The sequence below is a fragment of the Kitasatospora sp. NPDC047058 genome (assembly GCF_040643935.1).
In the GTDB taxonomy this organism is placed as follows: Bacteria; Actinomycetota; Actinomycetes; order Streptomycetales; family Streptomycetaceae; genus Kitasatospora.
This window is the reverse complement of the sequence record NZ_JBEYVJ010000236.1, coordinates 1-11,680: the sequence shown is the minus strand read 5'-3', so window position 1 is coordinate 11,680 and position 11,680 is coordinate 1. Positions and strand designations below refer to the sequence as shown.

Sequence of the window (11,680 nt, the reverse complement as noted above, 5' to 3'; positions counted from 1 at the left end):
GGCCGGCACCGTCGGTCCGCAGCCCGTCGGGCAGCAGCACGGTCGCCGCCTCGACCCCGCCGGGGCCGGCCGGCGGGGCCGGCGGCGCGACGGGGGGCGCGGGCGGAGCGGCCGGAGCGGGGACGGCAGCGGGCACCGGAACGTCGAAGTCCGGCTCGTCGTGCCCGGGCGGCGGCGCGAGCATGGTCGGCGCGTCCCCGGCGGGACGCTCGGACACCGGCGGCGTGGTCAGCACGGCGGGCGCCGGCACCGGCTGGGGCGCCGCGGCCACCGGAGCCGGAGCAGCCGGAGCCGGAGCCGGCGCGGCGGACACGGGGGCCGCCGGCGCGGGAACGCCCGGCGTCCCCAGCCGCTCGGCCTCGGCCGCGATGGCCGCGGCACCCGCCTCCTGGAGCCACTGCGGCGGGCTGAGCAGGAAGGACGTCGCCTCGACCGGTCCGGGCGCGGGCTTCGCCGCCCCGGCCGGGTTGGCCGCGACCGGCCGCCCGTAGACCTCCTCGTACTGCCGGACCACCTCGTTGACCGGCAGCGCGGGCCAGAGCGTGCTGGCGCCGGAGTCCCGGGCGATCACCAGCCGCGCCTCACCGGCCGAACCACCGTCCCCGGCCGCCCCATCCGGGGCGCCGTCGGCCGGCTGGACCGCCCAGCAGACGAAGCCCAGGTCGAACTCCCGGACCCGTACCTCGCGCTGTTGCGAACGCGGTACCCCGCCGTTGATCCACTCGTCGGCGAGCTCCTGCGCCTGCGCGTACGTCACCACGCCCGGTTCACCCCTGTCCCCTTCATCCCCGCCTGCTGCTTCGTCCCAGCCCGCTGGGCACCGTCGACCGCCATCACCGGGACCACGTCAGCCCACCGGCACGGCGCGGGCGAACCCGCCGTCCACCATCAGTTCCGCCACCGTCTCCAGCTCCGGCGGACTCCCGGCCAGCCGGAGCAGGAAGTCGTCGAAGTCCGCGCCGCAGGGCAGCAGCAGCCGGGCGACGCGGTCCTCGGGCGCCTCGGGCGCGCCGTTGTCCCGGGCGTCGTCGTAGAGGCAGAACCAGACCGAGCCGGTCCGGTCGCCGCGCACCTTGAGCGCGACGATGCCGCCCTGGGCGTAGGCGATGCCCAGGTAGTCCTTGGTGAGGTGGTCGCGCAGGCACTTGTTGGCGTAGACGACGTCCTCGGTGCCGTACTCCTCGCTGAGGGTGAGGAACGGCTGGTCGAGCAGGAGCCCGAGCTCCGGGTCGAGCGCCACGCCGACCGGGGCCCGGCCGCCGCCGAGCTTGAGGAAGGTCCGGTAGGCGCCGGGCAGCCGGTAGCCGAGACGCTCCTCGGCCCGCTGCACCAGGTCCTCGGGGACGCCGATCGGGTTGCCGCCGTCCCCGGCGAGCGAGAAGTGCACCGGCCGCTTCTCCTGGAGCGGCCGGGTGCCGCGCCGGGAGTGGTCAGCGGCGGAGGTGGCCAGGCCGCCGTGGTGCCGCAGCAGCGCCTTGACCTCGACCGGCACCAGCTCCATCCGGCGCCAGCCGGGCGCGGCCTTGCCGACCGCGTGGTGCCACGTCCAGCCGGGCGGGGTGGCGACGGCGGTCGCCAGGTCGGCCCAGAGCGGGTGGCCCTGGGTGAACTGCGCGGCGTTGGCCGAGACGTAGTCGGTCAGCCGGAGCTCGTCCACGCCGAAGCCCTCCGGCGGGTCGGCGACCTCGGCCGCGGCGGCCGCGTAGGCGCCGAAGTCCGGGAAGCCGTACTCGTCCACCCGGACCCCGGCGGGGTGCCGCTCCGCGCGGACCGGGTCCGGGAACTGCACCACCTGACCTGCGTACGCCGCGTTCGGTGCGGCGGAGACGCCGGGCCGACCTGTCGTCATCTGGGAGCCCCCACTGGCTGCTGCAAATACCTTCGGTGCGCTTGCTGGCTACCAGCGTAGGGGGTCGGCCGCGGCCCCGGACCCCCGCCCGGGGGAGCCGTCGGAACGGACCCGCGATCAGTCGTCGAGCGCCTCGGCCGGGGCCCCGGCGGCGCGCTCCGGCCGGCGCCGGTGATCCACGGGTGGAGCGGCGGGGTGAGCGGTTCCCGGCGGCCCGCCCGCCGGCCGGGAACCCGCCCTCGCCGCAGCCGAAGTGACGGAACGCAGGCAAGCGGCGGACCGGCACCGGTTCGTGGACGTCCGCGCCGGTCGGGGCGACCGGCACCCCGGCCCCGCCCGCCCGCACGGCCGGACACGGTAACCGATCGCCCGCCGCCGCACCCCGGTTGTGCGGATGTCGGTGATATTTGACAGGCTTGCCCCAAGCTGACCCCTGTCAGCCGGACCGTCAGCGGGAAGAGGAGGAGGACGAGGCATGACCACCGGGGAACCGGCCGGCCCGCCGCTGCTGCGCCACCACCGCGACAGCCTGCTGCCCGCCGTCGCCGCCGCCCTGTCGCTGAAGGGCGGTGAGGTGCACACGCTGGCGGGCGACAAGCCCGCCCGGCGCCCCGCACTCCACCCGCTGGTCGGCGACTTCCTGGACGCACTGCCGCTGGAGCACCGCGAGCGGTTCACCGGCCGCTGCCCGGAGGCCGTCCTGCTCTCCCAGTACCTGGCCACCGTGGACGGGAAGCGCTCCAAGCGCGCCGCCCGCAAGCCGATGAGCGTGCAGGAGGCCCGCAAGGCGCTCAAGGGCGCCCGGCTGACCACCGTCCGGATCCGCGAGGAGCACGACCCGGCGCACGGCACCCACGCCCCGCCCTGCCGCTCCTGCGTGCCGATGCTGGAGCACTTCACCGTGCAGAGCGTCGCCGTCGGCCCGCCCGGTCGCTGACCCGCGCCGTCCCGCGCCACCGCGCCCCCGGAACGTCCCCCGTCGGTACGTCCCCTTGTCCCCGAACCATCGGAGCCCGTCCTGAATCCGTCCAGCCCGCCCCCGCCCCCGCCACCGCCGACCACGCTCGGCGGACCGGCCCTCCGGACCCGCCCGCGGTTCCCGGCCGACGTCGCCGCCGAGCTCAAGGCGGCCGGGTGGCACCCCGGCCGCTGGCAGATAGGGCAGGCCGAGGAGTGGGCCGACACCCTGGCCGGGCACGGCAGCCCGTCCGGCGTGCCGCACACGGTGTTCCCGGCCGCGCTGGAGGCCTGGGCCGAGTTCGGCGGTCTCGCGTTCGACCTCTCCGGCCCGGGGCGGCAGCTGGCGCGCACCCCGTTCCTGGTCGACCCGCTGTGCGGGCTGCACCAGCCGCGCACCCTGGCCGACCTCGGCCGCGCCCTGGACACCCGGCTCGCCCCGCTGGGCGAGGAGTCGTACGGGCAGGCGCTGCTCGCGATCGACGAGGAGGGGCGGGTCTACAGCCTGGACCACACCGGCGAGTGGTTCCTCGGGCAGGACATCGACCAGGCGATCACCGCCCTCGTGATCGGCGCCGCCCCCGAGCGGCTGCGCACCGCCGACGAGGTCTGAGCCCTCCGCCGCCGGGCGGCCCCGGCCGCCGACGAGGTCCGGGGCCGACGGGGCCTGAGCGCTGCTCGGTCCGGCCGGTCGGCTCAGACCAGCCGGTCGGCCCGGACCGCCAGCCGGGACGGCAGGACCGCCTCCACCCGGAAGCCGCCGTCCCGTTCCTGCCCGGCCGAGAAGGTGCCGCCCAGCGCGACCACCCGCTCGCGCATCCCGACCAGCCCGTTGCCCCCGCTGGGCAGCGCCGCCGCGCCCCGCTCGCCGCCCGGACAGGCGTTCACCACGCTCACCCGGACGCCGTTGGGCGCGTACGCGAGCAGCACCGAGACCTCCGCACCCCCGGCGTGCTTGTGCGCATTGGTCAGCCCCTCCTGCACCAGCCGGTACGCGGTCTGCTCGGCCTCGGTGGTGAACTCCTGCCGGCTGCCGCTCACGGTCAGGGTGACGGCCATCCCGGCCGCCCGGGACTGGTCCACCAGCCGGGGCAGCCCCGCCAGCGAGTCCGGCTCCGGCGCGACCTCGTCCGACATCCGCAGCACCCCGAGGATCTCGCGCAGCTCGTTCAGCGCCTGCCGGCCGACCTCGCCCATCAGCTTGGCGCTCTGCGCCGCCTTCACCGGGTCCTTGGCCGCGATCCGCTCCAGCGCCCCGGCGTGCACCACCATCAGCGACACCCGGTGCGCCACCACGTCGTGCATCTCCCGGGCGATCCGGGTCCGTTCCTCCAGCCGGGCCCGGCGGGCGCGCTCGCGCGCCTGCTCGGCCAGCAGGTCCAGCTCGGTCTCCAGGCCGTGCGCACGGTCCTTGAGCGACTCGATCAGCCGCCGCCGCGCCCCCACGTACAGGCCGGTCACCACCGGCGGCACGGTCAGGCCGACGGCCACCAGCACCGCGATCAGCACCTGGCCCCAGAGCGGCGGCTGGTCGCCCGACGTGTCCGCGGGCGCCAGCATCTCGACCAGCATCACGCCGACCGCCTCGGCGAGCGCCAGCGCCGACAGCGCCACCACCCGCCGCCGCCGGGACGGCCACTCCCAGGTCTCCGCCAGCGTGTACAGCGACACCACCAGCAGCACCACGCCGAGCATCCCGGGCATCGCCACCAGCGCCACCAGCACCGGCACCGCGGGCCAGCGCCGCCGCAGCACCAGGCTCGCGCCCGCCATCGCGCCGAACAGCGCGACCCCGACGATCGAGAACGGCCCCAGGTGGACCCTGGGTGCGAGGAAGGCGACCGCACTGGCTGCGCACTCCAGGGCGGCCAGCGCGGCCAGCACGATGTCCAGGAGAGCGCTCCGCCGGCGCTCCCACCACCAGAACGACCGGTCCCGCGCGCGCTCCCCAGGCGACTTGCTCATAGCCCCACAGCCTAGAGGCGAACCCCGATCCCGCCCCACCCGGTTCCGTTCCGGCGCCCGCCGGGACCCTCCGATGGTATAGACCACCTGGCCGCGCACGTGATCTTGTCCGCCATCCGGCCACCTCGCGGACTCCGCCCCTCCCGACACCTATGCTGGTCGCGTCGGACAGCGCGGTCCGCACGCGTCACACGCGCCACACGCGCGCGGAACTGTGACGATGAGCCGTTGCCGAACCCCACCACCACAGGGAGCCAGCCGTGACCGCTCCGGTCCCCACTCCGGCGGACAACCCCGTCGACGCCGACAACGCAGCCCTGCGGGCGGACATCCGCCGCCTCGGCGACCTGCTCGGCGAGACGCTGGTCCGTCAGGAGGGCCCCCAGCTGCTGGGCCTGGTCGAACAGGTCCGGCTGCTCAGCCGCACCGACGGCGAGGCCACCGCGGAGCTCCTCTCCGACATCGACCTGGAGACCGCCGCGAAGCTGGTCCGCGCCTTCTCCACCTACTTCCACCTCGCCAACGTCACCGAGCAGGTGCACCGCGGCCGCGAGCTCGCCACCCGCCGCGCCCGCGAGGGCTCGCTGCTCGCCCAGACCGCCGACCAACTCGCCGAGGCCGACCCCAAGCACCTCGCCGACACCCTGGCCCACCTCGCCGTCCGGCCGGTCTTCACCGCGCACCCCACCGAGGCCGCCCGGCGCAGCGTCCTCAACAAGCTCCGCCGGATCGGCGAACTCCTCGACCGGATCCACCGCGAGCAGCTCGCCTCCGGCCTCGCCGAGGCCGACCCGGCCCGGACCTCCTCCGCCAAGCGCCAGGCCGACCGCCGGCTCGCCGAGGTCATCGACCTGCTCTGGCAGACCGACGAGCTGCGGATCGCCCGCCCGGAGCCCACCGACGAGGCCCGCAACGCCGTCTACTACCTGGACGAGCTCTACCGCGAAGCCGTCCCCGAGGTCCTGGAGGAGCTGCACGAGGAGCTCGCCCGGGTCGGCCTCACCCTGCCCGACGGCGTCCGCCCGCTCACCTTCGGCACCTGGATCGGCGGCGACCGGGACGGCAACCCCAACGTCACCCCGCAGGTCACCTGGGACGTCCTCAACCTGCAGCACGAGTACGGCATCAAGGACGCCCTGGCCGCCATCGACGACCTGCGCAACTCGCTCTCCACCTCCGAGCGGCTGGCCGGCGCCTCGGTCGAGCTGCTCGCCTCGCTCAACAACGACCTGCACCTGCTCCCCGAGCTCAGCCCGCGCTACAAGCGGATGAACGCCGAGGAGCCCTACCGCCTCAAGGCCACCTGCGTCCGGCTCAAGCTGGAGAACACCCGCGAGCGGCTCGCCCACGGCACCCCGCACGTCGAGGGCCGCGACTACCTCGGCACCCGCGAGCTGATCGCCGACCTCCGCCTGATCCAGGACTCGCTGCGCGCCCACCGCGGCGGGCTGATCGCCGACGGCCGGCTCGCCCGCGCCATCCGCACCGTCGAGGCGTTCGGCCTCCAGCTCGCCACCATGGACGTCCGCGAGCACGCCGAGGCCCACCACCACGCCCTCGGCCAGCTCTTCGACCGGCTCGGCGAGGAGGCCTGGCGCTACGCCGACATGCCGCGCGAGTACCGCCAGAAGCTGCTCGCCAAGGAGCTCCGCTCACGTCGGCCGCTCGCCCCCACCCCGGCCCCGCTGGACGCCGCCGGCACCAAGACCCTCGGCGTCTTCAGCACCATCCGCGAGGGCTTCGACCGGTTCGGCGACGAGATCGTCGAGAGCTACATCATCTCGATGTGCCAGGGCGCCGACGACGTCTTCGCCGCCACCGTGCTCGCCCGCGAGGCCGGCCTGATCGACCTGCACGCCGGCATCGCCAAGATCGGCATCGTGCCGCTGCTGGAGACCACCGACGAGCTCCAGGAAGCCGACCGGATCCTGGACGAGATGCTCTCGGACCCGTCCTACCGCCTCCTCGTCTCGCTCCGCGGCGACGTCCAGGAGGTCATGCTCGGCTACTCCGACTCCTCCAAGTTCGGCGGCATCACCACCTCCCAGTGGGAGATCCACCGCGCCCAGCGCCGGCTCCGCGACGTCGCCCACCGCTACGGCATCCGGCTGCGGCTCTTCCACGGCCGCGGCGGCACCGTCGGCCGCGGCGGCGGCCCCTCGCACGAGGCCATCCTGGCCCAGCCCTGGGGCACCCTGGAGGGCGAGATCAAGGTCACCGAGCAGGGCGAGGTCATCTCCGACAAGTACCTGCTGCCCTCGCTGGCCCGGGAGAACCTCGAACTCACCATCTCGGCCACCCTCTCCGCCTCCGCGCTGCACACCGCCCCGCGCCAGGCCCCCGAGGAGCTGGCCCGCTGGGACGCGGCGATGGACCGGGTCTCCGAGGCCGCCCACACCGCCTACCGCGCGCTGGTCGAGCAGGAGGACCTGCCGAAGTACTTCTTCGCCGCCACCCCCGTCGACCAGCTCGCCTCGCTGCACCTGGGCTCCCGCCCGTCCCGCCGCCCCGACTCCGGCGCCGGCCTGGACGGCCTGCGGGCCATCCCGTGGGTGTTCGGCTGGACCCAGTCCCGCCAGATCGTCCCCGGCTGGTACGGCGTCGGCGCCGGCCTCGCCGCCGCCCGCGAGGCCGGCCTCGGCGACGTGCTGGACGAGATGTACGGCCAGTGGCACTTCTTCCGCAACTTCCTGTCCAACGTCGCCATGACGCTGGCCAAGACCGACCTGCGGATCGCCCGCCACTACGTCGAGCAGCTGGTGCCGGCCGGGCTGCACCACATCTTCGACCAGATCACCGCCGAGCACGACCGCACCCTGCGCGAGGTGCTCCGGCTCACCGGCGAGAGCGAGCTGCTGGAGCACAACCCGGTGCTCAAGCAGACCTTCACCGTCCGCGACGCCTACCTCGACCCGATCTCCTACCTCCAGGTGGCGCTGCTGCGCCGCCAGCGTGAGGAGGTCGCGTCCGGCCGGCACGAGGACCCGCTGCGCGCCCGGGCACTGCTGCTGACCGTCAACGGCATCGCCGCCGGTCTGCGCAACACCGGCTGACGCCGCTCCCGCAGACACCGGAAGGGCCCTGCGGCCGTGTGCCGCGGGGCCCTTCCCGTCCGGTGCCGGACGGCGTCCTGCACCGGTCAGTCTCCCGCTCCGGCCGGCGTCCTGCGCCGGTCAGCGCGGCAGGACCTCGGCGACCTGCCGGCCGTAGCGGGCGATGATGTCCGCCCGGGCGGTCTCCGCCTGCGGGGTCCGGACGATCACCCCGGCACCGTCGGCGGCGACCGACACGTACGAGATCGTCACGCCGCGCTGCTTCCAGTCCGCCTGGTCCTGGCTGATCCGCTCCGCCAGCTCCCGCACCTGCCGGCGCGAGCCGACCGCGTCCACGAACTCGACCTTCACCAGGACGTTGTGGACGCCGCCCAGCACCACCTGGTCGAAGTCGCTGCCCGGCACCCGCATCGCGTAGACCTTGTTGTCGGCCGAGTTCGCACAGACACCGAAGTAGTGGTCGGGGTACCGCTGGCCGGCCTCCCACACCGCGGTCGCCGCCCGGCCCGCCGGGGTCTCGTAGAACGGCACCGGCGGCGTCCACCCCGGCGAGGCGTCCGGGCCCGTCGGACTGACCGTGCGGGACGGCAGGGACGGCGCCCCGGTGGCCGGCCCCCCCGACGGCGAGCCGGAGCCCGTCGACGGCCCGCCCGACGGCGACCCCGACGGAAAACCCGACGCCGATCCCTGCGGCGGTCCCGACGGCCCGCCCGAGGGCGACGACATCGCCGACGACGACGCCGAGGAGGACGCGGACGACATCGCCGAGGACGAGGACGACGAGGACGACGTCGGCGGCCTCCCGGTCGACGCCGGCGGCGTCCAGCCGGGCGTCCGCAGCGAGGTCGGCCCCTCACAGGCGATCGGCTGCCCGGTGTCCTGCTGCACCGGGAACGGGAGCGACGCCCCCGCGAACGGCGACGGCGAACCCCCGCCGGCCGCCAGGACCGGCCTGCCGGAGGCACCCCCGTCGCCTCCGCCACCCAGCTGGGTCAGCCCGCCCAGCCCCAGCGCCAGCACCGCAGCCGCCGCCGTCACCTGCAGCGTCACCCGCTGCTTCGCCCGGCGCTGTCCGGCCCGCCGCAGCTCGGCCAGCGGCGGGGTGCCGGACACCTCCCCGGCCCGCTCCCCGAGCCGGACGACCAGCTCCTCCTCGAACCGGTCCCCTCCCCCGTCCGTGCTCCCGTTCACGTCCTCAACCGCCATGACCCACCATCTCCCTCGCCGGTGCCAGCTCCTGCCGGAGCGTCCTCATCGCGCGTGCCAGATGCGTCTTCGCCGTCGCCACCGAGCAGCCGAGCTCCTCCGCGACCTGCGCCACCGGCAGGTCGGCGTAGTAGCGGAGCACCACCGCCGCCCGCTGGCGCGGTGGCAGGCCCCGCAGCGCCGCCTCCAGCCGTTCGTCCCGCAGCTCCACCGCCACCGCCGGGGTGTCCGGCAGCTCCGGGGTCAGCACCTCGCGCCGGGTGCGCCGCCACCGCGACACGTGGGTGCGGACCATCGCCTTCCGGACGTAGGCCTCGGCCGCCCCCTGCTCCCGGATCGCCTCCCGCCGGCCGTACACCCGGGCCAGGGCGTCGTGCAGCAGGTCCCGGGCGTCGTGGACGTTCCCCGTGATCAGGTAGGCCCAGCGCAGCAGGGACTGGTACCGCGCCGAGACGAACTCGTCGAACGGATCACCCCCGGCGCTCGTCGACCACATCGATTCGCGCTTCATGCCCACAGGACGCACCGGCCGCCGGAAACGGATGACACGGAGCCGGAAATGCCGGAGGGGCCGGTGCCCGGTACCCCGGACCCGGCCCCTCCGGACCTCGTCACTCCGCCAGATCGCCCGCGCGGCGGCGCTTCAGCCACAACGCCGCACCGCCCGCCACCACGACCAGGCCGCCGCCGACGGCCAGCAGGCCCGCGTCACCGCCGACCGGGCCGACCAGCACCTGCGCCGCGGCGGGATCCGAGGACACCACACCCGGATCGGGCTCCGCGACCGACTCGGCGTGCGCCACGCCGCCGCCCGAGAGCAGCACCCCGGCCGCCCCCAGCGCACCGGCCGTACCGAGCGCACCGGCCTTGCCGACCCGCCGGCCGAGCTGCCTCAGCCGGACCACCCGGACCCGACGAAGGCGCCGGACCGGCCGAAAACTCCGCATCGAGAACTCCCCAGGACCCGTTGGCGTACTGGCCCGACGCTATCGGATCCCGCACACGATTCTCACGCCCGATCAGGTTTGGACGGCCAAGCGTTGTACGACTGTTGCGTACCCCACCCGGAAACCTGACGCAGGGTCACCCACTCAGGAGTTGTACGTCCCCTGCGCCCGCTCCAGCCCCTCGGACAGCAGCGCCTCCACCGCGTCCGCCGAGCGGTCCACGAACCACTCCAGCTCCTTGCGCTCGGTGCCGGAGAAGTCCTTCAGGACGAAGTCCGCGACCTCCATCCGGCCCGGCGGACGGCCGATCCCGCAGCGCACCCGGTGGTAGTCCGGCCCGAGCGACTTGGTGATCGACTTCAGCCCGTTGTGGCCGTTGTCCCCGCCGCCCAGCTTCAGCCGCAGCGCCGCGTAGTCGATGTCCAGCTCGTCGTGGACCGCGACCAGCGCCGAGGCCGGCACCTTGTAGAAGTCCCGCAGCGCGGTCACCGGGCCGCCGGAGAGGTTCATGAACGACATCGGCTTGGCCAGCACCACCCGCCTGCCCGCCAGCCGCCCCTCGGCGACCTGGGCCCGGCTCTTGTGCGCCTTGAACTTCGCGCCCATCCGCTGCGCCAGCAGGTCCACCACCATGAACCCGATGTTGTGCCGGTTCCGGGCGTACTGCTCGCCCGGGTTGCCCAGCCCCACCACCAGCCACGGGCCCTCGTACGCGTCCTCTGCGGCCATACCCTCGCTCCTCGTGTTCGCGCTCAACGTCATCTTCCCGGACATGCCGCTGCCCCGGCCGCTCCAGCACGGGAGCGACCGGGGCAGCGGTCAGGCTGTGCGAAAGGCTCAGGCCTCGGCGCCGGCCTCGGCCTCGACGGCCTCCTCCTCGGCCGGGGCGGCCTGGGCGGCGATGACCTGCAGCACGACGGCGTCGGCCTCGACGGCCAGGGCGACGCCGGCCGGCAGGGTGATGTCCTTGGCGTGGATCGAGGCACCGGCCTCCAGGCCCTCGACCGAAACGGTGACGGCCTCGGGCAGGTGGGTGGCCTCGGCCTCGATCGGCAGGGCCTGCAGGACGTGCTCCAGCAGGTTGCCGCCCGGGGCCAGCTCGCCCTCGGCGTGGACCGGAACCTCGACGGTGACCTTCTCGCCACGCTTCACGAGCAGCAGGTCGACGTGCTCGATGGTGCGCTTGATGGCCTCGCGCTGGACGGCCTTCGGCAGCACGTACTCGTCCTTGCCGTCGATCGGCACGACCAGCAGGGCGTTCGGGGTCTTCAGGGCCATCATCAGGTCGTGGCCGGGCAGGTTCAGGTGAACCGGGGCGTGGCCGTGGCCGTAGACGACACCGGGGACGAAGCCGGCACGGCGGGCGCGACGGGCGGCACCCTTGCCGAACTCGGAACGGGTCTCAGCGGCAAGGCGGATCTCGGACACGACTGCACTCCTCGTGAAAACTGGCGCGGGGGTGCAGGGACGCGAAAAACCGCCGGGACCACACCCTCAGTACGTTCGGGGGTCACTCGGCGGCACGACCTCTGCCGGTGGTCGGAGGTCCGGCACCGGCAGCGCGTCGATCACGGAGCGGGCACCCGTCGTACAGGCACACGGCATCCCTCGCCGAGCAGTTTCACGAGTCTAACCTCACCGGCACGCTCTCGCGAAATCGGCGGGGGGGGGGGGGGCGGGGGGGCGGGGGCGGCGCCCCCGGC

General features: G+C 74.7%; 10 protein-coding genes and 1 pseudogene. 3 read left to right on the top strand and 8 right to left on the bottom strand.

Going from position 1 to position 11,680, the window contains the following annotated elements; genetic code table 11:
• Both ABZ885_RS27495 and ABZ885_RS27490 read right to left on the bottom strand, forming a co-directional pair.
• Positions 1-760 (bottom strand): annotated as a pseudogene (locus tag ABZ885_RS27495) (hypothetical protein); the annotation flags it as partial.
• An 87-nt stretch (positions 761-847) separates the two neighbouring features.
• Positions 848-1,849, bottom strand: coding sequence for an SMI1/KNR4 family protein (locus ABZ885_RS27490; protein WP_360193988.1), 1,002 nt, complete (start codon positions 1,847-1,849; stop codon positions 848-850).
• 475 nt (positions 1,850-2,324) lie between these two features.
• On the opposite strand from ABZ885_RS27490, the gene ABZ885_RS27485 reads away from it, so the two are divergent.
• The gene (locus tag ABZ885_RS27485; protein ID WP_360193985.1) at positions 2,325-2,786 is read left to right on the top strand and encodes a YwqJ-related putative deaminase; all 462 of its coding nucleotides are present in this window, start codon (positions 2,325-2,327) and stop codon (positions 2,784-2,786) included.
• A gap of 81 nt (positions 2,787-2,867) precedes the next feature.
• The gene (locus tag ABZ885_RS27480) at positions 2,868-3,419 is read left to right on the top strand and encodes an SUKH-3 domain-containing protein (RefSeq protein ID WP_360193991.1); all 552 of its coding nucleotides are present in this window, start codon (positions 2,868-2,870) and stop codon (positions 3,417-3,419) included.
• An 83-nt stretch (positions 3,420-3,502) separates the two neighbouring features.
• Here ABZ885_RS27480 and ABZ885_RS27475 read toward each other — a convergent pair whose 3' ends face one another.
• Positions 3,503-4,771, bottom strand: a complete 1,269-nt coding sequence (locus tag ABZ885_RS27475) for a histidine kinase (protein ID WP_360193982.1) — start codon at positions 4,769-4,771, stop codon at positions 3,503-3,505.
• Between the two features lie 260 nt (positions 4,772-5,031).
• Between ABZ885_RS27475 and ppc the strand changes: the two genes are divergently transcribed.
• Positions 5,032-7,824: a phosphoenolpyruvate carboxylase gene (gene ppc / locus ABZ885_RS27470; protein ID WP_360193979.1), complete on the top strand. Its 2,793-nt coding sequence runs from the start codon at positions 5,032-5,034 to the stop codon at positions 7,822-7,824.
• Positions 7,825-7,944: 120 nt separating this feature from the next.
• Here ppc and ABZ885_RS27465 read toward each other — a convergent pair whose 3' ends face one another.
• The 5 genes from ABZ885_RS27465 to ABZ885_RS27445 all read right to left on the bottom strand — a co-directional run bounded on the left by ABZ885_RS27465 (position 7,945) and on the right by ABZ885_RS27445 (position 11,405).
• Positions 7,945-9,030 (bottom strand): hypothetical protein, encoded by a 1,086-nt coding sequence (locus tag ABZ885_RS27465; protein WP_360193976.1) that lies wholly within the window; start codon positions 9,028-9,030, stop codon positions 7,945-7,947.
• Positions 9,020-9,541 carry a SigE family RNA polymerase sigma factor gene (locus ABZ885_RS27460; protein WP_360193973.1) on the bottom strand — a complete coding sequence of 174 codons (522 nt, stop codon included), beginning with the start codon at positions 9,539-9,541 and terminating at the stop codon, positions 9,020-9,022. Before ABZ885_RS27460 ends, ABZ885_RS27465 begins: the two co-directional genes overlap by 11 nt.
• Before the next feature lie 100 nt (positions 9,542-9,641).
• Positions 9,642-9,977, bottom strand: a complete 336-nt coding sequence (locus tag ABZ885_RS27455; protein ID WP_360193970.1) for a hypothetical protein — start codon at positions 9,975-9,977, stop codon at positions 9,642-9,644.
• Positions 9,978-10,121: 144 nt separating this feature from the next.
• Positions 10,122-10,706 (bottom strand): aminoacyl-tRNA hydrolase, encoded by a 585-nt coding sequence (gene pth / locus ABZ885_RS27450; protein ID WP_360193967.1) that lies wholly within the window; start codon positions 10,704-10,706, stop codon positions 10,122-10,124.
• A gap of 108 nt (positions 10,707-10,814) precedes the next feature.
• Positions 10,815-11,405 (bottom strand): 50S ribosomal protein L25/general stress protein Ctc, encoded by a 591-nt coding sequence (locus ABZ885_RS27445; protein WP_360193964.1) that lies wholly within the window; start codon positions 11,403-11,405, stop codon positions 10,815-10,817.
• Positions 11,406-11,680 lie beyond the last annotated feature (275 nt).